This is a genomic window from Cupriavidus phytohabitans (genome assembly GCF_017815025.1).
Taxonomy (GTDB): domain Bacteria; phylum Pseudomonadota; class Gammaproteobacteria; order Burkholderiales; family Burkholderiaceae; genus Cupriavidus.
The window spans coordinates 17,515-42,260 of record NZ_JAGIQB010000014.1 but is presented as its reverse complement, the minus strand read 5'-3'; the positions used below and the strand labels follow the sequence as shown (position 1 = coordinate 42,260).

25 protein-coding genes are annotated in these 24,746 nt (G+C 67.0%); 10 read left to right on the top strand and 15 right to left on the bottom strand.

Translation table 11 applies throughout. The features are described from left to right. Positions 1-9 precede the first annotated feature (9 nt). The 4 genes from J8I34_RS11935 to J8I34_RS11920 form a co-directional block, all read right to left on the bottom strand. Positions 10-2,205 (bottom strand): VTT domain-containing protein, encoded by a 2,196-nt coding sequence (locus tag J8I34_RS11935; protein WP_371748069.1) that lies wholly within the window; start codon positions 2,203-2,205, stop codon positions 10-12. A 358-nt stretch (positions 2,206-2,563) separates the two neighbouring features. Further along, positions 2,564-2,893 (bottom strand): hypothetical protein, encoded by a 330-nt coding sequence (locus J8I34_RS11930; protein ID WP_064737416.1) that lies wholly within the window; start codon positions 2,891-2,893, stop codon positions 2,564-2,566. 144 nt (positions 2,894-3,037) lie between these two features. Next, positions 3,038-3,235, bottom strand: a complete 198-nt coding sequence (locus J8I34_RS11925; RefSeq protein ID WP_029044503.1) for a hypothetical protein — start codon at positions 3,233-3,235, stop codon at positions 3,038-3,040. 191 nt (positions 3,236-3,426) lie between these two features. Then, a complete protein-coding gene (locus J8I34_RS11920) occupies positions 3,427-3,714 on the bottom strand; it encodes a DUF2188 domain-containing protein (protein WP_209806125.1) in 288 nt (95 codons plus the stop codon). A gap of 262 nt (positions 3,715-3,976) precedes the next feature. Here J8I34_RS11920 and J8I34_RS11915 point away from each other — a divergent pair, with 262 nt between their 5' ends. Continuing rightward, positions 3,977-4,120, top strand: coding sequence for an entericidin A/B family lipoprotein (locus J8I34_RS11915; RefSeq protein WP_029044501.1), 144 nt, complete (start codon positions 3,977-3,979; stop codon positions 4,118-4,120). 90 nt (positions 4,121-4,210) lie between these two features. On the opposite strand, the gene J8I34_RS11910 is transcribed toward J8I34_RS11915, so the two are convergent. Continuing rightward, entirely contained in the window at positions 4,211-5,215 is a 1,005-nt protein-coding gene (locus J8I34_RS11910; protein WP_209770342.1) for an AraC family transcriptional regulator, read from the bottom strand. Positions 5,216-5,362: 147 nt separating this feature from the next. On the opposite strand from J8I34_RS11910, the gene J8I34_RS11905 reads away from it, so the two are divergent. Beyond that, positions 5,363-6,541, top strand: a complete 1,179-nt coding sequence (locus J8I34_RS11905; RefSeq protein WP_209770343.1) for an acyl-CoA dehydrogenase family protein — start codon at positions 5,363-5,365, stop codon at positions 6,539-6,541. Continuing rightward, positions 6,538-7,131 (top strand): flavin reductase family protein, encoded by a 594-nt coding sequence (locus tag J8I34_RS11900; RefSeq protein ID WP_209770344.1) that lies wholly within the window; start codon positions 6,538-6,540, stop codon positions 7,129-7,131. The genes J8I34_RS11905 and J8I34_RS11900 overlap by 4 nt, the downstream gene beginning before the upstream one ends. Before the next feature lie 158 nt (positions 7,132-7,289). Here J8I34_RS11900 and J8I34_RS11895 read toward each other — a convergent pair whose 3' ends face one another. From J8I34_RS11895 to J8I34_RS11875, 5 genes are all read right to left on the bottom strand, one after another. Next, entirely contained in the window at positions 7,290-8,174 is an 885-nt protein-coding gene (locus tag J8I34_RS11895) for a DMT family transporter (RefSeq protein WP_209770345.1), read from the bottom strand. Between the two features lie 44 nt (positions 8,175-8,218). Then, on the bottom strand, positions 8,219-9,127 hold the full coding sequence (locus J8I34_RS11890; protein ID WP_029044496.1) for a 2-hydroxy-3-oxopropionate reductase: 909 nt from the start codon (positions 9,125-9,127) through the stop codon (positions 8,219-8,221). Positions 9,128-9,303: 176 nt separating this feature from the next. Continuing rightward, the gene (locus J8I34_RS11885; RefSeq protein WP_029044495.1) at positions 9,304-9,597 is read right to left on the bottom strand and encodes a CppA family protein; all 294 of its coding nucleotides are present in this window, start codon (positions 9,595-9,597) and stop codon (positions 9,304-9,306) included. A 94-nt stretch (positions 9,598-9,691) separates the two neighbouring features. Next, a complete protein-coding gene (locus J8I34_RS11880; RefSeq protein WP_209806124.1) occupies positions 9,692-10,024 on the bottom strand; it encodes a hypothetical protein in 333 nt (110 codons plus the stop codon). A 221-nt stretch (positions 10,025-10,245) separates the two neighbouring features. After that, on the bottom strand, positions 10,246-10,767 hold the full coding sequence (locus tag J8I34_RS11875; RefSeq protein ID WP_209806123.1) for a hypothetical protein: 522 nt from the start codon (positions 10,765-10,767) through the stop codon (positions 10,246-10,248). A 319-nt stretch (positions 10,768-11,086) separates the two neighbouring features. On the opposite strand from J8I34_RS11875, the gene J8I34_RS11870 reads away from it, so the two are divergent. The 5 genes from J8I34_RS11870 to fabI all read left to right on the top strand — a co-directional run bounded on the left by J8I34_RS11870 (position 11,087) and on the right by fabI (position 17,200). After that, positions 11,087-11,674 carry a hypothetical protein gene (locus tag J8I34_RS11870; protein WP_209806122.1) on the top strand — a complete coding sequence of 196 codons (588 nt, stop codon included), beginning with the start codon at positions 11,087-11,089 and terminating at the stop codon, positions 11,672-11,674. A 150-nt stretch (positions 11,675-11,824) separates the two neighbouring features. Further along, positions 11,825-14,146, top strand: a complete 2,322-nt coding sequence (locus J8I34_RS11865) for a DUF3141 domain-containing protein (protein WP_209806121.1) — start codon at positions 11,825-11,827, stop codon at positions 14,144-14,146. A gap of 66 nt (positions 14,147-14,212) precedes the next feature. Next, positions 14,213-15,151, top strand: coding sequence for a phosphate acetyltransferase (locus J8I34_RS11860; protein ID WP_029044490.1), 939 nt, complete (start codon positions 14,213-14,215; stop codon positions 15,149-15,151). Between the two features lie 4 nt (positions 15,152-15,155). Further along, positions 15,156-16,346, top strand: coding sequence for an acetate/propionate family kinase (locus J8I34_RS11855; RefSeq protein WP_209806120.1), 1,191 nt, complete (start codon positions 15,156-15,158; stop codon positions 16,344-16,346). Positions 16,347-16,417: 71 nt separating this feature from the next. Then, the gene (gene fabI, locus J8I34_RS11850) at positions 16,418-17,200 is read left to right on the top strand and encodes an enoyl-ACP reductase FabI (RefSeq protein WP_209806119.1); all 783 of its coding nucleotides are present in this window, start codon (positions 16,418-16,420) and stop codon (positions 17,198-17,200) included. A gap of 362 nt (positions 17,201-17,562) precedes the next feature. Here the strand turns inward: fabI and J8I34_RS11845 are convergent, their stop codons facing one another. Next, positions 17,563-17,922, bottom strand: a complete 360-nt coding sequence (locus J8I34_RS11845) for an EF-hand domain-containing protein (protein WP_029049592.1) — start codon at positions 17,920-17,922, stop codon at positions 17,563-17,565. 202 nt (positions 17,923-18,124) lie between these two features. On the opposite strand from J8I34_RS11845, the gene J8I34_RS11840 reads away from it, so the two are divergent. Further along, positions 18,125-18,688, top strand: a complete 564-nt coding sequence (locus tag J8I34_RS11840) for a GNAT family N-acetyltransferase (RefSeq protein WP_209806118.1) — start codon at positions 18,125-18,127, stop codon at positions 18,686-18,688. Between the two features lie 27 nt (positions 18,689-18,715). Here J8I34_RS11840 and J8I34_RS11835 read toward each other — a convergent pair whose 3' ends face one another. Together J8I34_RS11835 and J8I34_RS11830 are read right to left on the bottom strand one after the other, a co-directional pair. Continuing rightward, entirely contained in the window at positions 18,716-19,393 is a 678-nt protein-coding gene (locus J8I34_RS11835) for a hypothetical protein (protein ID WP_245175895.1), read from the bottom strand. A gap of 17 nt (positions 19,394-19,410) precedes the next feature. After that, positions 19,411-20,088, bottom strand: a complete 678-nt coding sequence (locus tag J8I34_RS11830; protein ID WP_029049595.1) for a membrane protein — start codon at positions 20,086-20,088, stop codon at positions 19,411-19,413. A gap of 409 nt (positions 20,089-20,497) precedes the next feature. Between J8I34_RS11830 and J8I34_RS11825 the strand changes: the two genes are divergently transcribed. Beyond that, positions 20,498-21,526, top strand: coding sequence for a YeiH family protein (locus J8I34_RS11825; protein ID WP_371748068.1), 1,029 nt, complete (start codon positions 20,498-20,500; stop codon positions 21,524-21,526). Here J8I34_RS11825 and J8I34_RS11820 read toward each other — a convergent pair. Together J8I34_RS11820 and J8I34_RS11815 are read right to left on the bottom strand one after the other, a co-directional pair. Continuing rightward, positions 21,523-23,640 (bottom strand): acetate--CoA ligase family protein, encoded by a 2,118-nt coding sequence (locus tag J8I34_RS11820; protein ID WP_209806116.1) that lies wholly within the window; start codon positions 23,638-23,640, stop codon positions 21,523-21,525. The genes J8I34_RS11825 and J8I34_RS11820 overlap by 4 nt on opposite strands. Positions 23,641-23,691: 51 nt before the next feature. Further along, on the bottom strand, positions 23,692-24,678 hold the full coding sequence (locus J8I34_RS11815) for a tripartite tricarboxylate transporter substrate binding protein (protein WP_209806115.1): 987 nt from the start codon (positions 24,676-24,678) through the stop codon (positions 23,692-23,694). Positions 24,679-24,746: the final 68 nt, after the last annotated feature.

The window sequence follows — 24,746 nt, the reverse complement described above, 5'->3', positions numbered from 1 at the left end:
TCCTGAGGCTCAGGTGCGCTCGCCCGCGGCATGGGCGACGCGCGCCATCCGGCGCCCGGGACCGCCTGGCCCGTGATGCTGGTCGTCCTGCTGGTTGTCCGGCGGGCTATCGGGCTGGCCATCCTGTCGATTCACTGGCCGGCGCCGTTCCGCCTTGCGGCGTTCGGCATTGCGCCGCCGCCGGCGCCGCAGCAACAGCAGCAGCGATGCGGGCAGCAACAGCACCAGCGCCAGCAGGGCAAAAGTCGCCAGCCCCGGGTCGCGCGCCGCGGCGGCAACGCGGTCGACCAGGAAGGCCGAGATCGCGATGCCCGGCAGCATCCCCAGCGCCGTGCCTGCCAGGCAGTCGCGCAGGCTGATGCGAGAGGCGCCGACCACCAGGTTGACCAGCGAGAACGGTGCGATCGGCACCAGCCGCAACACCACCATCGCCAGCACGCCATGCCTGCTCAGCTGGTGGCTGACCCGGTTCAGCCGGCGGCCGCCGAAGCGCCGCACGGTATTGCGGCCGAGCAGGCGGCCCGCCAGGTAGCCCGCGCCGGTGCTCAGCATGGTGCCGCCCAGCGCCAGCGCGGCGCCGTAGAGCGGCCCGAACACCACCACGGTCACGAGGATCAGCAGCGTCACCGGCAGCATGGTTACGGCTCCGGCCAGGTACATCCCCATCATCGCCAGCGGCGCCATGGGCATGTCGTCCAGGCGCTCGACGACGGCCAGCAGCGCGCGGAAATCCGCCCATTCACGCAGCGGCGTGTAGCGCCAGGCGAAAGCCAGCCCCGCCAGCCCCAGCGCCAGCGCCACCATCACGCCGACACGGCCCATCACGCGCGGGCGCGCTTCGTGGCTGACGAACTCGGCCAGCACCTGGTCGGTATCGATGGGCTCGATGGGGTCCAGCAGGTGGTTGGCCGGCGAGGCGGCATCAAGGTCGTCCGGGAGCGGCGGCGCGTAGTCTTGCAGCGTGCGGCCATCGGTTCGCTGCAGTGCGCGGATGGCCGCCAGCAGGCTGCGCGTTTCGGCCACCTTGGCCTGGAATGCCTCGGGCGCGACGTCCAGGTGCTCGCCCAGCAGCCGGGCCCGCATCGCCGCGATGGCTTCACGCACGCGCGGGTCGCCGCCCGAGGTCACGACCACGTTGCATTCGGTATCCAGGCCCAACGAACGGTTGCTGAGGTTGGATGAGCCGATGGTCAGGATATCGTCGTCGATCACCGTGACCTTGCTGTGGATGTTGACGCATTCCGGCAGCAGGCCAGGGATCTCGGGGCAGTACAGGTGGAAACGGTCGCCGCTGTCCGCCGCGCGCAGGCGCCGGTACAGGCGCGCGCGCAGCACCCCCATGCTGTGCGCCTCCAGCCAGCCGCTTTCGTTGCGCCGCGACACCAGCACGATGTCCGGCCCGTCTTCTCGCCCCAGCCGCGCGGCCAGCGCCTTGGCGATCTCGCCCGAGCTGAAGTACTGGTTTTCCATGTAGATGCTGTGCCGGGCTGACGCAATGGCGTCGCGCATCAGCCTGCGGATCTCGCTCACGCCTGGCTCGTCCTCGCACACCGGCATGGTGCGGGCAATGCCGACGCGCACGTCGGTCAGTTCCGGCGCCAGGCTGGGCGGCCAGGGATCCGAGGATGTTGCCGCTGGCGGACGCGGCTTGCGCCCGGTCGCGCGCAGCCAGCGCGCCGCGCACAGGATGGCGAGCGCGGTGGCGGCCTCGCCATCGAGGGCGCACTGGACGTCATGGAAAGGCGGATAGGACTTGCCTTCGGCAACGCGCAGCGGCGCGCATGGCGCGTGGCTGTTGTCGTCCCAGCGGCGCAGCGTCAGGTCCAGCCCGCCCACAAAAGCGACCTTGCTGTCGATCACCACCACCTTCTGGTGGTGCGAGGCGCCTGGGGGATGGTTGCCGTCGAGGCGGAACGACAGGTGCCGGTGCGCCTGCCAGTGCGCGCTGGCCGAAGGCAGCCATTCGCGCTCCATCGCCATCACCATGGCGTAGTCCCAGCTCAGGATGTAGATGCGCAAATTGGGACGGCGGTCGGCCAGTGCGCAGAGGAAGTCGCGCAGCCCGTCGGGCAGGCCGTCCTGCGCGCCTTCAGGCACCAGTTCCATGCGGCTGTCGATGTCCCAGCCGAGGATAAAGATGGTGTGCTCGGCGCGCGGCAATGCTTCGCGCAGCGCGCGGAAATAGGCGTCGCCGTCGACGAGCATGGCAAAGCGGCGGCAAGGTTCGACACGCCAGCAGTTGCGCCCCGGTTCCAGCGTAAAGGGAGGCGGTTCATGCAATGGATGCGGAGTGTCCGGCGTTGGCTGCGCCGGGGTGCCGGGCGGATTCGTTGGCCTCATGTCGCGCGCTCACGGGGATAAGCCTTAAGCGTCACGCAAATTCCATACCGGAGGGGCGTGCCGGGAGGCCGGCGAGCGTTGGCGCAATGGAAGCGGCGCACGCCGCTAGGGGATTGACGGTGCGGTGGGGCGCTGGATGTGCGGCGCGTGTGCGTCGCTTGTTTTGTTCGCCGTAGCCGCCTTTGTAAGAACCGCACTGCCGGCGAAGCGGCGCCGGCAGTTCTTACGATGCCGGGCGGCGCGCCGGGCGTGCGATGCCCCAGGCGTCTAGCAACGGCTGGAAGTGCGGCGTGTTCTCGCGTACGGCCGGAGTGACCTTGCGCGGCGGCGGCAGCGGCCTGCCGGTCAGTACCAGCAAGGTATCGGCCTGCGCGGCCACATCTGGTTCGCCGGCATAGGCGACCACGCCCATCTGGCGGGCCGATTTCAGGGCGCGGGTCAGTTCCGCGGCACTCAGGCGGCTGGCGGCGGCAAGCCGGTGCCGGGGCATGGGCCCCTTGGCACGCAGGCAGTTCATCAGAGCCAGCACGCATTCCCGGGTGGTTCGATCCATGTCGCTGCGTCAGAGGATTGGTGCATCCGCCTGACCCTTTTCGGGCCATGCCGGATGCGGGAATCCATTCTTTCGCAGGGGTCATATCTTTGCCAACCGGATATGACACTTGTTCACATTTGCGGCGCGTCGTCGGGAACGCCTTCAGTGCCGGGTTTGCGGATCGCCACACGGAAACCGGTGGTCCGGGCCGCCGGCCGACCCGGCGGCGTCGTTCTGGCGGCGCCATCGGCGGACCTGCCTGTCGTGCACGTCGGTGGCCATTTCGCGCAGTTCGGCGATCCTGGCCTCAAGCGGGTCGGGATAGATGTCGAGCGGACGGAACCTGAGGATGCGGGACATGACGGGATCTCTGTAAGTGCCTGCTCTTAGTATTGGCACTGAACCCGTCGATTGCATCCACCAATTTCCACGCCGTTGATCGATCTGGCTTAATCTTGACTGCGCAATGAACCAGTGAACGATTGCCAGCTACAGCCAGACGGGTGCGAATGCCGGGTGCGGGCCGCCGTTTCCAGTCCGCTGGACCGTATTCAATGCCTGAGGCCGGACATCGTGCTGGCGTCGCGGCAATAGATCTTGCGCTCGCGCACGAGGCCATCGCGCCCATGGATGCACAGTGGCACGCCATCCCGGCGCGCCCGCACCCAGCCCGCGGCGATGGCGGCTTCCTGGGTGGGAAAGTGCAGCGCCGTGGCTTCCTCGTCAGCGCCCATGCCGTCCATGCCTTCGATGGTCAGGGCCCATTCGCCGTCGCGGGCGGCATTGTCGTTGTCGTTCTCGGTGGCGGCAGGAAGCACGTGGATACTGCGTGACGTCATGGTGGTCTCCCAGGGAAGTGGACAAGTGTGGCCCTACATTTCTAAGCGAAGCCGCGCCGCGCGGGTATCGGTCGCTGTCCTACACCGCGCGGACAGGTCGCGCCGTCGGCTGACATCGGGGTAGGACGAAAGCCGACTTTTCGCGCGGTTGCCGGTTGCTACGATCCAATTGCCGGTTGGGCATGAAGCTGCCCGGTCAAGCCATCCCGAGCTATTCCATCCTGCGGCGCATGCCGCTTCCACAAGAAGCAAGGAGATCGTCATGAGAAAGCTATTTGCTCTGTTTGCCCTCGCTGGCGTGATGCTGGTCACGGGTTGCAACACCATGGCCGGTGCAGGCAAGGATATCGAACGCGGCGGCGAGAAAGTGCAAGGCGCGGCGGAAAACACCAAGCAGAAAATGTAATCGCCTGCGGATCGCAGGCGACGCGGAGGCCAACGGCCCGTGCCCCAGGCACGGGCCGTTTTCGTTCGCAGGGAATCTCTGAGAGCGGGTCTAATGCGCGGCCGTCACGGCCACGCGCTCTTCGTCGGTGCGGCTGCGGCGCCAGCTCGCCGGCGGCAGGCCGAACTCGCGCTTGAAAGCGCGGCTGAACGCCGCCTCTGAGTCATACCCGACCGCCCCGGCGATTTCGCCGATCGAGCGGTTGCCGCTGCGCAGTTCCGCCGCCGCGGTGCGCAGGCGCCAGTGCGCGAGGTACTGCATTGGCGGCTGGCCGAGCAGGTCGGTAAAGCGCTGCGCCAGCGCCGAGCGCGAGAGCCCGACGTTGCCGGCCAGCTCGTCCACCGTCCACGGGTAGGCCGGGCGCGCGTGCATGCGCGACAGCGCACGCCCCACGTAGCGATCGCGCAGCGCGGCGAGCCAGCCGCTTTCGTTTTCCGGCAGCGTGTCGATGCAGCGCCGCACCGCCTGCACGAAGAGCAGTTCCGACAGCTTGGCCAGCACCGTGGCGGTGCCCGCCCGCGGCTCGGCGGCTTCCGATGTGGCGAAGGCCAGCGCGGTGGCAAGCCACGCCGACTCGATGCCGTTGTCGAGTCCCACCTTGAACAGGCGCGGCAGCGAGGTCAGCAGCGGGTTGCCCATGGTGTCGTCGAACCCGAGAAAGCCGCACACCATGCGCGTGGTCTCGCCGCCGCCGCCGTATGACACGCGCATGACTTCGCCCGGGCTGTTGCGCAGCATGTCGGCGACCAGCGGTGCGGACTGCACCGGCTGCAGGTGCAGGTCGCTGCCCAGCACGTGCGGCTCGCCCTGCGGCACCACCAGCAGCTCGCCGCTCTCGACGCGCACGCCCGGCCCCGTGCTTCCGAGAAGACGGGCCCAGCAAACGCCTTCGGTGATCAGGTGGTAGGAGACGACGCGATCGGTGCCGGGCAGGAAGGCGGCGCGCAATTCAGCATCCGCTTCAGACACCAGGCACCACGGCGACTTGAATTCGCCGTTGAGGAAGACGGCGCCGCTCAGTTGCACGGCGCGCAGCAGGTCGGACAAGGCATCCATGGTCACTTTCCTCCTGATCCGGTGTTTCGCGCAAGAAAGCCGGACGCCCGATCATACGGGCAAGGGGACCGGGCTCCGATACTAGCACCGTGCCACGGGCCGGACAACGACAGCGGGGCACGGTTCAGACAAGCCGGAGACAACACCATGGAAACAGTTACCGCCCCCGATGCCAGCGCAGGTGCGCAGGCCGACTGGCTCGCACTTGCCGCGGCGCTGGGCCGCACCTTCGACACCCGCGCCCCCGAGATCGACGCGAGCGAGCAGTTCGTCAGCGCGAACTACGACGACCTGCGTGCGCACCGATTCTTTGCCGCCGCCGTGCCGCAGGAGCTGGGCGGTGCCGGCCTGTCGCACCAGGAGCTGGGCGCCGTGCTGCGCGAGCTGGGCAAGTACTGCGGATCGACCGCGCTGGCCTTTGCCATGCACACGCACCCGGTGGCCACCGCGGCATGGCGCTGGCGCAACCAGAAGGCGCCGGTGGAAGGGCTGCTCAAGCGCGTGGCGGGCGAGCAGATGGTGCTGCTGGGCAGCGGTGGTTCGGACTGGCTGCAGGGCAGCGGCAAGGCCACGCGTGTCGATGGCGGCTTCCGCGTGGACGGGCGCAAGATCTTCGCCAGCGGCGCGCCGGCGGCGGACCTGTTCATGACCTGCGCGGTGTACGACGATCCCGACGCGGGGCCCACGGTGCTGCATTTCGCGCTGCCGATGAAGAGCCCCGGTGTAAGCGTGATGTCGAACTGGCACACGCTGGGCATGCGCGGCACGGGCTCGCATGATGTGCTGCTCGAAGGCGTGCTGGTGCCCGACACCGCCGTCGCCGCGCGCCGCCCGCAGGGCGTCTGGCATCCGATGATGCATACCGTCTCGATGATTGCGTTGCCGCTGATCTATGCGGTCTACGTTGGCATTGCCGAAGCGGCGCGCGACATCGCGCTGCGGCTGGCGCGGCAGCGCCGCCTCAACGCGCATGCGGTGGAGGCGGCCGGCCGCCTTTGCAACGAAGCGGAAGCCGCGCGCATCGCGCTCGATACGATGTTCGACGCAGCGGCGGGGCAAGCGCCGGGTGCGGTGACCACCAACCGCATCATGTGCGCACGCACGCTGGCGGCGCGCGCGGTGCTGGCGACAGTGGAAGCGGCCATGGACGTGGCCGGCGGCGCGGGCTTCTATCGCGACGCCGGGCTGGAGCGGCGCTTCCGCGATGCGCAGGGCGCGCGCTTCCATCCGTTGCAGGCCGGTGCGCAGCAGGAGTACGCCGGGCGCATGGCGCTGGGCCTGGATATCGATGCGCCTTCCGGCGAGGTGCGGCAGGCCGCGCAATGATGCCCGCACTGGCCCCGCTGCCGTATGCCACCGAGGCCTGCAACGACAGCGGCTGCGATGACCTGGGCGGGGCCTCCGGCGGCATGGGCCACGACGCCGGGGCACGGCGCGCGTTGCGCGACGCGCTCGGGCAGTTCGCCACCGGCGTGACGGTGGTGACCGCGGCCGATGCGGAAGGCAGGCCGGTCGGCGTGACGATCAACGCCTTCACTTCCGTATCGCTGGCGCCACCGCTGCTGCTCTGGTGCCTGGCGCGCGAATCCGGCAGCCTGCCGGCGCTGCGCGCCGCGCCCTGCCATGCCATCAACGTGCTGGGCAGCGGACAACTGGCCTTGTGCCGGCGTTTTGCCGGGCGTGATATCGACCGCTTTGCCGGCGTTGATTGCCGCCCCGGGCCGTGCGGAACAGTGCTGCTGGCCGGCGCGCTGGCGACGTTTATCTGCCGGCACCGCGCGTTGCGCAGGTTCGGCGATCACGTGGTGTTTGTGGTCGAGGTGGTGGCCTACGGCGCGTCGCCCGGTGCGCCGCTGGTGTTCCATGGCGGCGGGTTTGGCGAAGGGATGGCGAGCATCGACGCCGGCGCGGCGTAGTGTCCTGTCCCGCAAATAGCTCACCCTGAAATCGCCCGGTTGTCCGCCATGCGTCGTTGCTCGTCGTTGCCATAGCTACGGCTATGGCGCCTCCTCGCGCCTAGCCTGACGGCCAACTGGACGATTTCAGTTTGGCAAGCTATTTCCGGGACAGGACACTAGCGCAGCACCCTTGCTCCGCGGGACTTGCCGGCAATCACCAGCGCAATGCCGCCGAGCACTGCCACGGCGCTGACGGCGAGCCGTAGCGTCAGCGCTTCATCCAGCAGGACGATGCCGCCCGCCGCGGCGATGATCGGCACGCTCAGCTGCACCGTTGCGGCGGTGGCCGCGCGCAGGCGCGGCACCACCGCATACCAGACCACGTAGCCAAGCCCGGACGTCACCGCGCCGGACAGCAGCGCGTACACCAGGCCAGCCTGGTCCAGCGAACGCTGCGCCTGCATCACCGCGGCCAGCGCCAGCGCCAGCGGCACGGCGCGCAGGAAATTGCCAGCTGTGGTCGTTACCGGATCGGCATTGCGCCGGCCGTGCAGCGAATAGATGCCCCAGGCGACGCCAGCCAGGATCATCAGCAGCGACGACAACAGCGGCGGCGTGGCCAGTCCCGGCAGCAACAGCCACACCAGCCCGGCAAGCGCGAGCGCCAGGCCGATCCATTGCTGCATGCGCAGCGACTCGCCGGCCGCCAGTCCGTAGCCCGTCATGGTGGCCTGCACGGCAGCGAACAGCAGCAGCGCGCCTGTGCCGGCGCCCAGGCGCAGGTAGGCGAACGAAAACGCCGCGGCATAACAGAACAGCGCCAGCGCGGAGACCCAGTTGCCGGCCAGGGGCGGGAACCGCGCCATGGTGTCAGAGCGCAGCAGACGGTGCTGCACCACCACGATGATCCACAGCACCGCGGCCGCCGCGGTGACGCGCGCCAGCGTAAAGCTGGCCGCGTCGATGGTGGTGCCTTCCAGAGCCAGCCGGCATAGCAGGGAATTGCCGGCGAAGGCCAGCATGGCCAGCGTGGTCTGCAGGACGGTGTTCGCACTCGGCATGCGGGCCAGGGGTCTATGCAGGCCAGACAAAGCGGCGGCCGGGCTCAGGCTGCCGGCGGCGTGTCGCCGATGGCGAACGACGACAGGTGCTCGATTGCCCGCACCAGCGCGGAATGGTCCCAGCCGCTGCCGCCCAGGCCGTCGCACACATTGAACAGCTGCTGGCACGACGCCGTATTGGGCAAGCCCACGCCCAGCTGGCGCGCGGTGGATAGCGCCAGTTCCAGGTCCTTCTGGTGCAAGGCGATGCGGAAGCCCGGATCGAAGGTCCGCTTGATCATGCGTTCGCCATGGACCTCAAGGATGCGCGAGCTGGCAAAGCCGCCCATCAGCGCCTCGCGCACGCGCGCGGGATCGGCGCCGGCGCGCGCGGCCAGCACCAGTGCCTCGGCGACGGCCTCGATGGTCAGCGCCACGATCACCTGGTTGGCCACCTTGGCCACCTGGCCCGCGCCAACTTCGCCCACGCGCACAATGTTCTTGCCCATCAGCTGCAGCAGCGGCAGCACGCGGTCGAACACTTCCTGCTTGCCGCCAGCCATGATAGACAGCGTGCCGGCCTTGGCGCCAACCTCGCCGCCGGACACCGGCGCATCGACATAGTCCACGCCCAGCGCCTCGATGCAGCGCGCGAACTCGCGCGTGGCAATCGGCGAGATCGAGCTCATGTCGATCACCGTGACGCCGCCCGCCGTCTCGGCAAGGCCGTCGGCGACACCTTCCTTGCCAAACAGGACCTGCTCCACGTCGGGCGTGTCGGGCAGCATCAGGATGATGGTTTCCGACTGCCGCGCCAATTCCTCGGCGCTGCTGCATGCCTGCACGCCCGCGTCCAGCAGGGCCTGCGGCACGCCGCTGCGGGTATGGGCGAACACGGTATGCCCGCCGTCGACGATGTGCTGCGCCATGGGCTTGCCCATCACGCCAAGCCCGATAAATCCGATCTTGCTCATGACAGTGTCCGGTGGTTGCGTAGGAGCGCCGCGCATGGGCGGGCGCATAACTCTGATCATAGTCAGTCGCGCGCCGACGAGGCTGCGGATAGGTGCGCCGGCCGGACCAAAGAAAAAGCCCCGAGCCAATGCTGGCAACGGGGCTTATCGCACGTTGGTGCGCCGCGCTGGCGGGTTCAGCGGCATGCGGCATCCTTGGCCGGATCGCCCGGACGCTGGCCCAGGATCTCGCGGATGCGGGCCAGGTACTGGTCGCCCACGGTCCGGTGCATGCGCGCTGCCTCTGCGGCGAACTGGCGCCGGCCAGGCGGGCGGATGCCGAGGCTGCGGCAGATCGTCGACAGGTAAGGCTTGCGCTCGCGGCCCAGGCGCAGGGCCACGGTCTGCAGCGCGGCATCGCCGATGCGCCCGCGCAGCCAGCCCAGCACCTGGCGGTCGTAGTCGTTTTGCACGCGGATCAGGTGTTCCATGGCCAGACTCCTACTGTTTATCCATACAGGTACTGTAAATATATACAGTATTCTGGTGGATGCAAGAAAAGTCTGTGCCGTTCTGGCTACGAGCTCATATCGGGGCAGGCTCGCTGCTCGGGATGTCGGGCGGGCTGGCTTCCGGCGGGTTGAAGCCGTTGCTGGTGATCTCCTGGCAGCCAGGACACGCCATGGAGTGATCGCGGCGGCGATAGCGAGAACGCCCGGTGGCGCGGGAAGCCGGTGTAGTACTTTCCCGGCTGTCCCGAATTGCAAAGATTTTGTCCCGGGAAATCAAACGCATGGGCCAGGATTTCCGAAACTGGTGGAAGCCGTCGCTCTCCTTCCCCCGTTTCGGCGACGCCCCCTCGGATCCCATTCGTGCTTGAGTCATGTTCGCTATCGCTTGCTGGTTGATCTTCTCCATTTCAGTCGGGTTCGTTGCCAATGCGCTGGGACGCTCCGGTGTCGCCTGGACGGCATTCTCGATGCTGTTCAGCCCGTCCCTTGGCCTGATACTGGTGGCCATCTTTGACAAGAAACGGACCCGCTCCGACGTTTCGCCGCATGTAGCCTGACACTAAAGTTGTTGCCGCAGGCAACATCGGATGCGGCAGGCAAAGCGCGTTAGCGATGCCAAGGCCGTACCTACTTGCTACTGTCGCGCGCGTCGCCTCCGATCGCGTCGACAATGATCATGGTCCGGTCGAGCACGCCGCGTTCATCAAAGTAGGCGCTGAAATGCGCCGGCATGTAAGCACCCGCATAGAGCCGGTAGGACCAGGCTTCGCGCTTCATCAGCGGGTAATACTCGATGGGCTCGCGCGGATGGCCAAAGCGCTCGGCAATATCCTGCTTGGTCCACACCCCGGGGCGCGCCTCGTAAATCTCTTTCTCGGTCAGCATCTGCCGAAACCTTGTCAGCTTGCCGTTTGCGTCGAAGTCTGCCGCGTAGACTTCAAAGCCGAGCGGCTGCTTCGAATAGATCCACCGGGTAGTGCCGTCAGCGAGCTGGAAGGTTTCCGTGGGAGCCCCGAACGTATCTCGCACGGCACTCTGCGGGCCGCCGAGCATCCCCTGTGCCGTTTCAAGGGGCCGAAGGCTAGCGCAGGCGCCCAGCACAAGGGTCGCCAAGATAGCGGTCAAGCAGGCGCACAGGCGATAACGCATGATCATTCTCCAGTCGATTGGTCTCCTCGCCAGTTCAGCTTAGAGCAGGCAGAGTCCAATCGGATGCTCACTCATTCATTGGGCCTCCCGAGACGGAAACTTTTCTTATCTCATCGTCCGAAAAGATTCAGTACGGCTGCCATCGCGGCTGACGCTAGAGTTTGGAGCTGACACCCTGGACACGCCCCGCGGGCGCATCCCCGACATGTTCCGGAAAAGCCACAAGATCACCGCCCTCGTGCCGAGAGAGCGCTTCACCTGAAGCGAGGGGCGGCAATTTCGGATGAGCGTAGTGCAAACCTGATCAGAGGAAATCAGCATGAAACGGACAACCCTATTGGCTGCGGCGGTGATGGTGGCGGCGGCCGCTTCTGCGTGGGCGCAACCCGAAACCCGCGTGGGTGTCACGCAGTCACCCGGACAGGCGACAGCGACCGGCACGGCGAAGCTCACCGCCAGGATCGTCAAGATCGATGCGCCGACGCGAACGGTCTCGCTCAAATCCGCCGATGGCAAGACCACGGATCTTGTCGTGGGACCGGAGGCGAGGAACTTCGAGCAACTCAAGGTCGGCGATACCGTCACGATCGAGTACAAGGAAGCGCTGACCATGAGCCTCAAGAAGGGGAAGGGCCCGCTTGCAATGACTGAGCGCGAGATCTCGGACCGTGCCGCGCCGGGAGCCAAGCCAGGCGGCACGGTCGGGCGGGAAGTTACCGTCACAGCGGACGTTGTCGCGGTCAACACCAGCGCCAGGACCGTAACCCTGAAAGGTCCGAAAGGACGCACCGTGGACCTTATGGTGGAGGATCCGGAACGTCTCAAGGAAATCAAGAAGGGCGACCGGGTCGAAGCGGTCTATACCGAGGCCGTTGCTGTGTCCGTCCAGCCGGCCGCAGGCAAGTAGCAGCGCAGGATTATCCCAGGCCAGGCGCGCCAACCATGTGGCCCCCTGGCCCCCTTCTGGTGGCCGCGGTCGGGGCGCGGAATCGTGTCGAACCGGGGCCGCCCCGCTTCCTTGGCTCCCCTGTCACAGAATTGTCTAGCGGAGAACGGCATGGACGCAGCAAAGCAACTGGTTCACGCGCGTGAAGTTGGTCTCAAGACCGGCATGGTGCTGCAAAAGCGGCTGAAGCATGCGCAGGAGGCCTATAGTGGCCGCATGCAGCAAGCCGTTGGAGATCCGGGCACCGGTCCGTCCAGGGCGATGGCCGGCATGGACCCGATGAGCGGCTATGCCTATGCCATCGACAGCATGCAGCGTGCCATCCTGTTCTGGGACACGCTCAGGCAACGGGGCAACAACTTTGTCGAAAACACCATGCAGGGCCTCAAGCCGGTCCTGCATTTCGGCTACGAGACGGTCCTGGATGGGCGCCAGTTCGAACGGCCCGTCAACTATGCGCTTCTGAAGATCACGCCGCCCGATGGCGTGAAGATCGATGACAGCCGCCGCCCCTACGTCATCATCGATCCGCGCGCGGGCCATGGCCCAGGCATCGGCGGTTTCAAGGACGACTCGCAGGTGGGCGTGGCAATGCGTGCGGGTCATCCGGTGTACTTCGTCATCTTCTTTCGCGATCCCGAGCCGGGACAGACCCTGCTGGACGTATGCGAGGCCGAGCAACAGTTCATCAAGAAGGTGCGTTCGCTGCATCCGCACAGCGCCAAGCCGGCCATCATCGGCAATTGCCAGGGCGGCTGGGCTGCGATGATGCTCGGCGCCTCGGACCCGGATGACACCGGACCGATCGTGATCAACGGCGCGCCGATGTCGTACTGGAGCGGTGCCTGGAGCGAGGGCGAGGGCGACAACCCGATGCGCTATTCCGGCGGGCTCCTGGGTGGAACATGGCTCGCTTCGTACACGGCGGACCTTGGCAACGGCAAGTTCGACGGCGCCTGGCTGGTCCAGAACTTCGAGAACCTGAATCCGGCCAACAGTCTCTGGGACAAGTACTACAACCTGTACAAAAAGGCCGATACCGAGCCGCCGCGCTTTCTGGAGTTCGAACGCTGGTGGGGCGGCTACTACCTGATGAACCGCGAGGAGATCGAATGGATCACGCGCAATCTGTTCGTCGGCAACAGGCTTTGGAGCGGAGACGTCAAGGCGGCCAGCGGCAAGGCGTTCGATCTGCGCGAGATCCGCGCGCCTATCGTCCTGTTTGCCTCGATGGGCGACAACATCACCCCGCCACAGCAGGCCTTCAACTGGGTTGTTGACATCTACGGCAGTACCGAGGAGATCAAGGCTCGCGGCCAGGTGATTGTCGGCATGATGCACCGGAGTGTCGGCCATCTCGGCATCTTTGTCTCCGGCAAGGTCGCGCAGAAGGAGCATGCGCAGATCGTCTCGGTGCTCAAGAGCATCGAACTGCTGCCGCCGGGGCTCTACGGCATGGTTATCCACGAGCGCAAGGGCAGCGAGGGCGTGGAGTATGAGGTTGAATTCGAGGAGCACTCGCTCGAGGAGATTGCCAGCAGGCTTAACCGCTTCGAGCGCGTCGACGAGAAGCCGTTCGAGACGGTCGCCAACCTGTCGGACTTCACGCAGCGCGCCTACGAGCTGTTCGCGCAGCCTTACGTCCAGGCGCTTTCCAATGACATGACAGCGCGCGTGCTGCGCGAATTCCATCCGTTGCGCGTGCAGAACTGGCTGTTTTCGGACCTGAATCCGTGGATGGCGTGGCTTAAGCCAGCCGCCGACATGGTCCGCGCCAACCGGCAAACGCTGGAACCGGAGCATCCGCTGCGGCAGCAGGAGCAGGCAGGCGCGGAAATGCTCAGCGCCGGACTGGACGCATACCGTGCCGTGCGCGATGCGATGACCGAATACACCTTCTTCAATGTGTACGCCAACCTGTTCCCGTTCAAGCCCAGGAGCGAGACTCCCGCCCGCACGGGTGCGCCAGCGGCCACCGCGCCGCAGGACCTGCCGGAAGTCCAGGCGGCGCTGGCCGCCGTGGGAGAGGGCGGATACGCCGAGGCCACGGCCCGGCTGGCATGCCTGCTGAGCCGCAAGGGTGAGCCCCTGCCGCTGTCCCGGCTCGAGTTGCGCAAGGAACTGGTCACGGACTATGCGGATCTGCTGCCGGAACTGGAGCCGCACGCCTGGCGCAAGATCCGCGGCCAGCAGGAACTGATCACGCGGTACGCGCCCGAGCAGGCGCTCGCGGCGCTGCCGGCCTTGCTCAGGCATCAGGCCGACCGCCAGCGGCTGCAGGCGCTGGCGGAGAAGCTGCATGCCGATGAGCGCCTGCTTGGCGCGACGCCCACTGCCGAGCAGGCGGCAATGCTGGAGCGGATCCGCACGGTGCTGGGCGCCAGGCCGGAGCGCGCGCGCGGTGCGGCCGTGCCGCTCAGCCGCGCCTCCTAGCGAGCGGGCAGCGGGCACATGCCGCGCAGCCTACCGAAACCGACGATCCTGGCGCAGGAGTAACCCATGAATGCCAAGCATGAGAAGTACCAGCGTCTGATTGATTACTGCAAGACCATGCCGCCTACGCCAACCGCGGTGGCGCACCCGTGCGACCAGGCTTCGCTGGAAGGGGCGGTAGAGGCCGCCCGGCTGGGCCTGATCGCACCGATCCTGGTGGGGCCACGTTCGCGGATCGAGGACGCCGCGCGGGCCGCCGGCATCGACATCCGCGAGTATCCGATCGTCGACGCCGAGCATAGCCATGCGGCGGCGACTGCCGCCGTGCAACTGGTGCGCGAAAGCAAGGCCGAGGCGCTGATGAAAGGCAGCCTGCACACCGACGAGCTCATGGGAGCCGTGGTCAGGGGCGACAGCGGCTTGCGCACCGCCCGGCGCATCAGCCACTGCTTCGTGATGGATGTGCCCGGGCACGAGGACGCGTTGATCGTCACAGACGCCGCCGTCAATATAGCCCCGACGCTGGCCGAAAAGGCCGACATCCTGCAGAACGCGATTGACCTGGCCCATGCCTTGCGGGTCAAGGAGGTGCGCGTGGCGATTCTTTCGGCGATGGAGACGGTCAACCCCAAGGTGCCATCCACGCTCGATGCCGCCGCGTTGTGCAAGATGGTCGATCGCCACCAGATTACCGGTGCCGTCGTCGACGGGCCGCTTGCCCTGGACAACGCCATCAACCTGGATGCGGCACGGATCAAGAAGATCGATTCGCCGGTGGCCGGGCGCGCCAATGTCTTGCTGGTGCCGGATCTGGACGCCGGCAACATGCTGGCCAAGAGCCTGACCTTCCTGGCCGGCGCCGATGCCGCCGGCATCGTGCTCGGTGCGCGGGTCCCGATCATCCTGACCAGTCGCGCCGACTCCGTCACGACCCGGCTGGCTTCGTGCGCGGTGGCCGCACTGGTGGCCAAGGCACGCCGGGATTCCGGCCAGGTTTCGGGGTGATGCCATGGCCGAACTGATCCTGGTCCTGAATGCGGGTTCGTCGAGCATCAAGTATTGCGCCTATGACATCCATGAGGACGCACTGAGGCTCGTCCTGCGCGGCAGCCTCGAAGGTCTCTATACGGCGCCGGCCTTTCGCGCGACCGACGCGGCGGGCGCCGAGATCGAATCCAGGCGGTGGGACGCCGGCACCGAGCTCGGGCACGAGGGGGCCATCGCCTTCCTGGCGGACTTCCTGCGTGGCCACGGGGAAGGGCATACGCTGAGCGCGGTGGGGCACCGGGTGGTGCATGGCGGAGTACGCTTCACCCAGCCGGCAAGGGTGACCGATGCGCTGCTGGCCGAGCTGGACACGCTTTGCCCGCTCGCTCCCTTGCACCAGCCCCACAACCTGAAGCCGATCCGCATCCTCGCCGAGCGGCGTCCGGAGCTTCCGCAGGTCGCCTGTTTCGATACCGCCTTCCATCGGGCGCAGCCGGAAGTGGCACAGGCATTCGCCTTGCCGGCGGAGATCACCGCGCGCGGCGTCAGGCGCTATGGCTTCCACGGACTGTCCTACGAGTACATCGCCAGCGTCCTCCCAAGTGTCGATGCGGGCGCTGCCGCGGGCCGCACGGTGGTGGCGCACCTCGGCAACGGCAGCAGCATGTGCGCGCTGGTGGCAGGGCGCAGCGTCGCCAGCACCATGGGCTTTACCGCGGTGGACGGCCTGCCGATGGGGACCCGATGCGGCAGCCTCGATCCGGGCGTGATCCTGTACCTGATCAGCGAGCTGGGCATGGATGCCCACGCCATCGAGGACATGATTTACCGAAAATCCGGGCTGCTTGGCGTCTCCGGCTTGTCGAGCGACATGCGCGCGCTGCTCGCCAGCGACGATGCGCAGGCCCGCTTTGCGGTGGAGTTGTACACGTACCGCATCGCCCGTGAGCTTGGCTCGCTGGCCGCCGCCGCGCAGGGGCTGGACGCGCTGGTCTTTACCGCGGGCATTGGCGAGCATGCCGCGCCGATCCGCGAGCGCGTATGCCAGCTGGCGGCATGGCTGGGGGTTAGCGTCGATTCTGCGGCGAACGCCAGCGACGGGCCGCGCATCAGCCCGGCTTCGGGCAAGGTCCCGGTCTGGGTCATCCCGACCAACGAGGAGCTGATGATTGCCCGGCATACCAGGGAGGTCCTCGCAGCGCCCGCACAATGACCGCCGCCGTTGCCGATCAGGGACCGGCATGGTCCGACGGCTCACTGGCAATGATGAATCCGGAGAGTGACATGACTGCAGCGCAGCAACATCCGATCCTCGCCAACGCCCGCGCACTGGTCTGCGGGATTGCGAACGAACATTCCATTGCCTATGGGTGCGCCAAGGCCTTCCGCGAACTGGGCGCGGAGATCGCGATGACTTATGCCGGCGAAAAGGCGCGCCAGTATGTCGAGCCGCTCGCGCAGCAGCTTGACGCTTCCATCTTTCTCCCGCTGGATGTCACGAGCCAGGCGGAAATGGACGCGTTGTTCGCGCGAATTGCAGAGCAATGGGGAAAGCTCGACATCCTGGTGCATTCGGTCGCCTGGGCGCCGAAGGAAGATCTGCAGGGCGGCCTGCTCGATTGCTCCGCCGAAGGCTTTGCCAGGGCCATGGATGTGTCCTGCCACTCCTTCGTGCGCATGGCCCGGCTGGCAGCGCCGCTGATGGCCGATGGCGGCACCATGCTTACCATGAGCTACCACGGCGCCAACAAGGTTGTGCCGAACTACAACGTCATGGGTCCGGTGAAGGCGGCGCTGGAAGCGGTGTCACGCTACCTCGCGTACGAGCTGGGCCCACGCGGCATCCGCGTGCATGCGATCTCGCCCGGGCCGCTGCAGACCCGCGCAGCATCAGGGCTGAAGGGATTCGACCTGATGCTTGCCGACGCCGTGGAACGCGCTCCGCTAGGCGAGCTGGTCGACATCATGGATGTCGGGTACACCTGCGCCTTCCTGGCTACGCCGTACGCCCGGCGGCTGTCGGGCGAAACGCTGTATGTGGATGGCGGCGTCAATATCATGGCGTGAAACGGGGGCTATGCGCGACCGTACCAGCTAGCCAGGCTTCCATGCGGAAACTAAAGTAGTTTGACGGAAGAAGGGTGATCCATCGGGGAGGTGATATGCGCCATTACTATTCTGTGCGGCTGATTTCTCTGGTGGCAGCTTCGGTGCTTGCCAATGCCACATTTATCAGCGTGTCATGGGCGACGGAGCAGGCGCAACAGGGCCGCGAGACCGCTCGGGACATTAAATATTAGAAGCCGGGCGGCGCTCGCGCTCGCATCCCTGGGTTATGCAAGCCCCGGCCGACAGGGGGCGGGCGGTACTACTCCATTCCTCCCGCCCCATCGTCCTTTGAGTATTTCCCGCTAATTGCTGCAGTGCCTTCAATTCCAGATCGGATCTTCCTTTTGCATCTGATCCTTGGTTTTCTTCATCCAGTACGCACCGATCTGGCGCTCCGTGACATTGCCCTTTTTCTTGACGTCGATCTTGTCGAAGTTCTGGTAGACCTGGGGCATTCCCGCCTGCGCTTCGTCACGGCTCAGCTTGCCGTCATGATTGGCGTCGGCCGCCTTGAACCGCTCGGCAATCAGGGCCTTGGCCTGGGCCGTAGTCGGCGGGGCCTTGGGCACCTCGGCTGACGCCGCCCCCTGTGGGGCCGAGGCGGGCTGGGCAGCCGCGCCAATGGAAACCAGTGCCATCAGGACTGCGCAACCAACTGCGGGCAATTTGCGTGCGGTCATATCGCTCTCCTCAAGACATTATGTGTGCCTGAATTTCTGGCGTAGGAAAAGTTTCTAATCGAACTTCTGTGAGCCTTGGCTCACTCAGCATTCTAGGCGCTCGCAGCCGAAACCGCGCGTCAAATTGCGCCAGAAGTTCTAATATCAGATGCTGCGGGATCGATTCAACAGATTCGCTTTCTTCTTTACGAGCACTATTGCCATGCAAGACAAGTCTGAAGCGACAAACTTCGCGCCATTCAACGTGCCCCTGGGCGATGGCCGGGAAGTGCTGGTGCGGGAGATTACCGAAGACGACAAGCCCGGCTTGCTGGCGGCATTCAACAGGCTTTCGGCAGACGCGCGTTACACCAGGTTTATGGCCGCCATGCGAGAGCTTCCGGAGGCGATGCTCGAACATGCGACGCATCCCGCGCTAGAGCGGGAGTTTGCGCTGGTAGCGCTAGCCACGGGAAAAGAGGGGCCATCTATCGTGGGCGGCGCGCGCTACGCCGCGGCGCCGGGCAGCGATACCTGCGAGTTTGCCGTGACCGTTGCCGACGACTGGCACAGGCTTGGCCTGGCCAGCACACTGCTGGGGACACTGATCGCCATCGCACGGCGCCGCGGCTTCCGGCACATGGAAGGCTATGTCTTGTCGTCGAATACCGGCATGCGGCGACTGGCAAAACGACTTGGATTTGCCGACGTACAGTGTCCAGGCGATGCCACGCTGCGCGTGGTGACCCTGGCGCTCGAAGAGGGTGTAGGTAGAGGCGATGTGTAAGCAGCTTGCGGAAGGCTGTCGGCCGCGTCAGAAGCTCAGCGCTACCGAGACCACGGCGATCTGATCATCCGCGGCGGGATTGAACCAATAGACTGCGCCCGAGATGTGCTTGCCCTTTACTTGCGCAAACACGCCCCGCTGCAAGTTGCGGTCGTTGTCCGGCACGCGCGTGCGCTGGGCCGCAAGGCCCAGCCGCAGCCAGTCACGTGGACGCCAGGCCAGCTCGCTCCACGCATAGGCATAGCCGGACGGCTCGGCGTCAGGCACGTACTCGAACTCGACATAGGCATCGAAATGGCGGCCGGTCAGCGTGGCCTCGAAGCCGCCGACGACGCTGTGTACGCTGCCGGTGACCACGCCCAGGATCGGGGTGAAGTCCAGGCGCAACGCGTCCCCCCAGCCGAGGTTGTAGCCGACGAAGAACGAATAGGCATCCATGCCTTCGTAATTGCTGCGCGCCTCCAGGTGCAACGCGCCGCGCTTGGCGATGGCGATGCCGGTGACGTAGGATTCGCTGCCGCGCGGCAGGTTGAGGTAGGCCGAAACCCCGCCGCTCCAGCCCGGCGTCTCCGCGGTCGCAGGAGCGGTCGCAGGAGCGGTCTCAGAGGCGGTCGCAGACGGCGCGCCGTCTTCGGCAGCGCGCAACGGTAGCGGCGCGGTTACCGCGGCCAGCAGCAGCCAGGGGGCGGCCAGCCGTGCTGCCATTCTCTCGGCATGCATGGTCAGCCCCCAAGCGCGATGATGGCCATGGTCAGCGCGATGCCGACCACTGTCATCGCCACCCCCGCTATCCATCCGCCGAAGCCGGCATGGCGACCAAGGGCGATGCCAGCCCCGAACAGCATCAGGATGGTCAGCACGCGCGAGACCAGCAGCGCGGTCGGGACGTCCGAGAACAACATGAAGGGCAAGGCTACCGGGAAGGTGGCAAGCACCACTAACACGAAGATCCCGGCGGCTGCCAGGAAATCCTGTGGGACCAGTGCAGGACGCGCGGGCAAGCCGGGGTGTTGCTCGATGCGGCCTCGCACCGCTTCCAGCTGGGCATCGTCGACCAGGGTGCGCAAGGCCGGCGAAAGCGCCTCGCGCAAGCGCCCGATGGCGTCAGCCGGGTCGCCGGCATTGTGCACCGCCTTGACCAGGGACAGCCTGCGGCCGCGTTCCGTCAGCGTGCGCACCAGGTACATCACTGCGTCAGCCAGCCCCCAGGCCAGGTTGCAGCCCAGCGCCGTGTAGAACATCGTGCGTGAGGCATCGGCTGGCGCGCCAACGACCGACACCGCGCCCACGAACGTCAATGCCATAAACAGGCCGAAGCACATCTCACACACGCGGTCGACGGTATCGAGCAAGCGCGGCCGCGCATCGGTGGCTTCGGAATCGAGGGAAGTGGTCAACACTGGCGTGCACCCCGGCGGCCTGCCCATGGCGAAGGTCTACAACGATGCCCGCCCACCGTGTCGGGTGCGATGGCATCGATCCTGGGATCCCGGGCGGCAGGCACTCTCCGGGTGAGACCGGACGGCGAGGCGGCGCCGGCAGACTGGCCAACGGCCGCCCCCTTTACTGTAGGCAAAGATTCACACCGCCGGTAGCGCCGCGTGCACTCGGGGTGTTGGGTGTTGCCGGCGGTGGCATGTAATGCAAAGCCACTGGCATCGTTTGCACAGGCTATGCTGGACTTGTTGCGGCATGCTTGCTACGTGGGAAATTGCATAGTGTGTCCGCCAGCGTTTCCCGGATGGCGCAGATGGCGGGCCTGATATCGAGATGGGTGGCCACCTTCATCGATGCATCGGAGAGACCTCCTTGCCCACAAGATTCCTGAACCCGAGCCTGCTAAGCACCTTCCGGGGCTATTTGCCCGGCATGGCCATCAGCGCGGTGGTAACCGTGGCCGCCATGTCGCTTGCCGGGCATTACCAGGCGCCGGTGATGCTGTTCGCCTTGCTGTTGGGCATGGCGCTGAACTTCCTGTCCCAGGAATCTTCCGCTGCTTCCGGCATTGACTTCAGCGCCAAGCAGGTGCTCCGGCTGGGCGTGGCCCTGCTGGGATTGCGGATTACCGCCTCGCAGGTGGCCGCGCTGGGTTGGCACTCCCTTGCCATGGTGGTATTGGCGGTGGCGCTGACGATATTGTGCGGCATCGTGCTGGCGCGAATGATGGGGTTCCAGACCTTCTTCGGCTTGCTCACCGGAGGCGCTGTCGCAATCTGCGGCGCGTCCGCGGCGCTTGCCCTGTCGGCGGCCATGCCCCAGCATCCCTTGAAGGAGCGTGCGACGCTGTTTACGGTGATCTCCGTCAGCACGCTGTCCACGGTGGCGATGGTGCTATACCCGATGCTGGCGCAATTGCTGGCGCTGCCTTCGCTGCAGGCCGGAGCCTTCATCGGCGGGACAATCCATGATGTGGCGCAGGTTGTGGGTGCGGGCTACAGCATCTCGCAAGAAGCCGGGGATGCGGCTACGCTGGTCAAGCTGATGCGGGTGGCCATGCTGCTGCCGGTGATCGCGCTGGCCGCATGGCTGTCGCAGCGGCATCAGCGGGCGCAAGGGGACGCCGGAAAGGGGCCGCGTCCGCCGCTGCTGCCGTGGTTTGCCGTGGCGTTTGCGGTGCTGGTGGCGATCAACAGCACGGGCTGGCTGCCTGCGGCACTGGTCAAGGCGGGGCAGTTCGCCTCGCAGTGGTGTCTGGTCATGGCGATGGTGGCAATCGGCATGAAGACGCATCTCAAGGAGATCCTGTCCGTCGGCTGGAAGCCGGTGGCGCTGATGGTCCTTGAGACGCTGTTCCTGGCCATCCTGTTCTACGGCATGCTGGTGGTCATGCAATCCTAGTGCGCAAGCACAGGCTCCGCCTCCACCTCCACCACCTCGATCAGCGCATCGACCACGACCACGCCGTCGGCGCCCGCCATCACGGGGTTGAGGTCGACCGAGCGGATCGCGCCGCCGGCCGCATGGACCAGGTCGGCGACCTGCACCGCCAGCCGGCACAGCGCGGCGATATCGACCGCCGGCTCATTGCGCACGCCGCGCAGCAGCGGCGCGATCCGTAACCCGCCCAGCTCGCGGGCGACGTCGGCTTCGCTGCACGGCGCCAGCAGCACGGCGGTATCGCGCAGCGTCTCGACATACTTGCCGCCGTCTCCGATCACCAGCACCGCGCCGAACACGGGATCCCAGTTCGCGCCAATCATGCATTCGCGCTGGCCACGCGTCATGCGGGCGACCACCATGCCTTCGCAATGCGCTTCCATTGCCCGCAGGGTGCGCGTCTGGGCCGTGAATGCGCTAGCTACCGCCTCGGGGTCATTGCAGTGCAGCGCGACCAGCCCATGCTTGCTCTTGTGCGGCACCTGCGGCGAGCTTGCCTTGACCGCCACCGGTGCGCCGATGCGCCGCCACGCGGCCACCGCGGCGTCCACGTCGCGGCAAAGATAGTGTTCGGCCACCGGCATGCCTGCTGCCGCGAGACGCGCAAGACTGGCGGCTTCGCTCAGCGTCGTGCTCTGCTCCGGTGACGCGGGCAAGGCAGGTGCGGCGGGTCGTGGCGGCTCCCCTTCGGCCGTGATCTGCCGCAGCCGTTGCTGGTGCGAGACCAGTTGCGAGAAGGCTCCCAGCGCTTCGGCTGTGCTGGCGTAGGTCGGAACGTTGGCCTGCCGGAAAGCGTCGGCCACAGGCGCTTGCCATACGGCCACCGCGATGGGCTTGCCGGCGGTGTCGGCAAACGCCGCGGCATCGCGGGCAAAGCGCGGCACGTCGTAGCCCATGCCGGAGACGGGAACATCCAGCAGGAACAGGTCGGCGGCGGGATCGCGCGCCACCACCGGCAGCACCTCGCCGAACAACGCGCTGTTGGTCAGCAGCGCCGCGGTGACGTCGACCGGGTTGGCGGTGGCGGCAAAGCCGGGCAGGCGCTCCGCCAGCGCGGCCCGCGTGGCATCGGACAGCGGCGCCAGCGTCAGCCCGCACGACGGCGCGGCATCGGCGGCCATCACGCAGCTCGCGCCGGAATTGCTGACGACCACCAGCCGCCGGCCCTCGGCCTGCCAGCCGCGCAGGTACATCGGCGCGCAGCGCGCCAGCGCGTGCGCATCGTCCACGCGCCAGATGCCATGGCGCCGCAGGAAGGCATCAACCGCGCGGTCCTCGTTGGCGATGGCGCCGGTGTGCGACGCGGCGGCGCGCTGCCCGTCCTGCGAGCGTCCGGCCTTGACCGCCACCACCGGCACATTGCGCGCCCGCGCCACGCGCGCGGCCTCGGCGAGTACCTCGGGGTCGGACAGGCTTTCCAGGTACAGCAGCACCAGCCGCACGCCGGGATCGTGCGCCACCGCCAGCGCCAGCTCGCTGACGGTGATGTCGGCCTGGTTGCCGGTGGCATGCATGTGGCGCACGCCGATGCCCTGGCCGCGCAGCAGCCCGTAGACCATCGCCGCCACGCCGCCGCTCTGGCTGACCACGGCGACAGGGCCGTCCTGCGGCGGCACCTCGATGAACATGGTCGAAAAGCAGGCGATGGCGCCGCTGCCGAAATTTGCCAGCCCCTGGCTGTTGGGTCCGACCAGCCGCAGCCCGCTGGCGCGCGCGGCGCGCACCATTTCATCCTGCTGGCGCCTGCCTTCGGCACCGGCTTCGCCGAAGCCAGAGGCGATCACGATGGCCGCCGCCACGCCCAGCCGCGCGCAGTCCCGCACGGCCTGCACGGCGGCGTCGCCGGCGACGATGATGATGGCGAGTTCGGGGACTTCCGGCAGTGCGTCCAGAGTGGGACAGGCGCGCAGGCCCTGGATGGTGTCGCGCTGCGGGTTGACCGGGTAGAGCGTGCCGGCGTAGCCGTGTGTCTTCATGTAGTGGATGGGGCGGCCGCCGATCTTGTGGATGTTGTCGGAGGCGCCGATCACGGCGATGGAGCGGGGCGCGAGCAGGGACTGGAGGGGAGCGGTCATGACTGGGGGGCGTGAGGGATGCGTGGGGGATGCGTGAGTTGTGCGTAGCGATCAGTCGATGGTGGCGCCGGACGCCTTGACGACCCGGGACCATTTATCGATTTCCTGGTCGAGGAACTTCGCGGTCGCTGGTGGCGGGGTCCATTCCGCGGCAAAGCCCTGCGTGGCAAAGCGCGCGCGCACCTCCGCATCGTCGAGCACGGATTTGAGCGCCGTGCCGAGCGTATCGAGCACCGCGGGGGGCGTGCCGGCGGGGGCCAGCAGCGCGTTCCAGGCGCTGGCCTCGTAGCCAGGCAGGCCCGACTGCGCCATGGTCGGCGTGTCCGGCGCGGCCGGCGAGCGCGCCGCGCCCGTGACGGCCAGCGCCTTGAGCTTGCCGTCGCGCACGAACGGCATGGCCGACAGCATGGTGTCGAACATCACGGTGGCCTGGCCGCCCATCACGTCGGTCAGCGCGGGCGCGCTGCCCTTGTATGGCACGTGCGTCATGCGCACACCGGCCATGCTGTTGAACAGTTCCGCGGCAAGATGGGTGGACTGGCCATTGCCGGAGCTGGCAAAGGTGACCTGGCCCGGCCTGGTCCTGGCCAGCGCGATCAGCTCGGCGACATTGCCCGCGGGCGTGGCGGGCGCAGTAACCAGCACCAGGGGGCCGCGCGTGAGCAGGCTCACCGGTGCGAAGTCCTTGCGCGTGTCGTAGCCGGGCTTGCGGAATAGCGTCATGTTGATGGCATGCGCGGTGGTGGCCACCAGCAGCGTGTAGCCGTCGGGCGCGGCCCTGGCCACCGCCTCGGCGCCGATATTGCCGCCGGCGCCGGGACGGTTCTCCACCACCAGCGGCTGGCCGAGCTTGTCCGCCAGCTTCTGGCCGACCACGCGCGCGACAATGTCGGTGGGGCCGCCGGGCGGGTAGGGCACCACCAGCCGGATCGGCTTGGCCGGGAAGGACTGCGCCAGCGCTGGCGGCATGGCCGCCGCGGACAAGGCGAGGCAGGAAAGCAGGGCGAGCGCGTGCCGCCGGGATCGATTCGGTGCCAAGGGAGTTCTCCGGGTTGTGGATGCCGGCTGGGGTGGAGGGGCGCCGGCAGGGATGGTGGCTGGCGCCT

Coding starts and splice junctions, on each gene's coding strand:
- J8I34_RS11935 (WP_371748069.1), bottom strand. CDS start 2,205: ATGCTCGTCGACGGCGACGCCTATTTCCGCGCGCTGCGCGAAGCATTG.
- J8I34_RS11930 (WP_064737416.1), bottom strand. CDS start 2,893: ATGGATCGAACCACCCGGGAATGCGTGCTGGCTCTGATGAACTGCCTG.
- J8I34_RS11925 (WP_029044503.1), bottom strand. CDS start 3,235: ATGTCCCGCATCCTCAGGTTCCGTCCGCTCGACATCTATCCCGACCCG.
- J8I34_RS11920 (WP_209806125.1), bottom strand. CDS start 3,714: ATGACGTCACGCAGTATCCACGTGCTTCCTGCCGCCACCGAGAACGAC.
- J8I34_RS11915 (WP_029044501.1), top strand. CDS start 3,977: ATGAGAAAGCTATTTGCTCTGTTTGCCCTCGCTGGCGTGATGCTGGTC.
- J8I34_RS11910 (WP_209770342.1), bottom strand. CDS start 5,215: ATGGATGCCTTGTCCGACCTGCTGCGCGCCGTGCAACTGAGCGGCGCC.
- J8I34_RS11905 (WP_209770343.1), top strand. CDS start 5,363: ATGGAAACAGTTACCGCCCCCGATGCCAGCGCAGGTGCGCAGGCCGAC.
- J8I34_RS11900 (WP_209770344.1), top strand. CDS start 6,538: ATGATGCCCGCACTGGCCCCGCTGCCGTATGCCACCGAGGCCTGCAAC.
- J8I34_RS11895 (WP_209770345.1), bottom strand. CDS start 8,174: ATGCCGAGTGCGAACACCGTCCTGCAGACCACGCTGGCCATGCTGGCC.
- J8I34_RS11890 (WP_029044496.1), bottom strand. CDS start 9,127: ATGAGCAAGATCGGATTTATCGGGCTTGGCGTGATGGGCAAGCCCATG.
- J8I34_RS11885 (WP_029044495.1), bottom strand. CDS start 9,597: ATGGAACACCTGATCCGCGTGCAAAACGACTACGACCGCCAGGTGCTG.
- J8I34_RS11880 (WP_209806124.1), bottom strand. CDS start 10,024: ATGGAGAAGATCAACCAGCAAGCGATAGCGAACATGACTCAAGCACGA.
- J8I34_RS11875 (WP_209806123.1), bottom strand. CDS start 10,767: ATGCGTTATCGCCTGTGCGCCTGCTTGACCGCTATCTTGGCGACCCTT.
- J8I34_RS11870 (WP_209806122.1), top strand. CDS start 11,087: ATGAAACGGACAACCCTATTGGCTGCGGCGGTGATGGTGGCGGCGGCC.
- J8I34_RS11865 (WP_209806121.1), top strand. CDS start 11,825: ATGGACGCAGCAAAGCAACTGGTTCACGCGCGTGAAGTTGGTCTCAAG.
- J8I34_RS11860 (WP_029044490.1), top strand. CDS start 14,213: ATGAATGCCAAGCATGAGAAGTACCAGCGTCTGATTGATTACTGCAAG.
- J8I34_RS11855 (WP_209806120.1), top strand. CDS start 15,156: ATGGCCGAACTGATCCTGGTCCTGAATGCGGGTTCGTCGAGCATCAAG.
- fabI (WP_209806119.1), top strand. CDS start 16,418: ATGACTGCAGCGCAGCAACATCCGATCCTCGCCAACGCCCGCGCACTG.
- J8I34_RS11845 (WP_029049592.1), bottom strand. CDS start 17,922: ATGACCGCACGCAAATTGCCCGCAGTTGGTTGCGCAGTCCTGATGGCA.
- J8I34_RS11840 (WP_209806118.1), top strand. CDS start 18,125: ATGCAAGACAAGTCTGAAGCGACAAACTTCGCGCCATTCAACGTGCCC.
- J8I34_RS11835 (WP_245175895.1), bottom strand. CDS start 19,393: ATGGCAGCACGGCTGGCCGCCCCCTGGCTGCTGCTGGCCGCGGTAACC.
- J8I34_RS11820 (WP_209806116.1), bottom strand. CDS start 23,640: ATGACCGCTCCCCTCCAGTCCCTGCTCGCGCCCCGCTCCATCGCCGTG.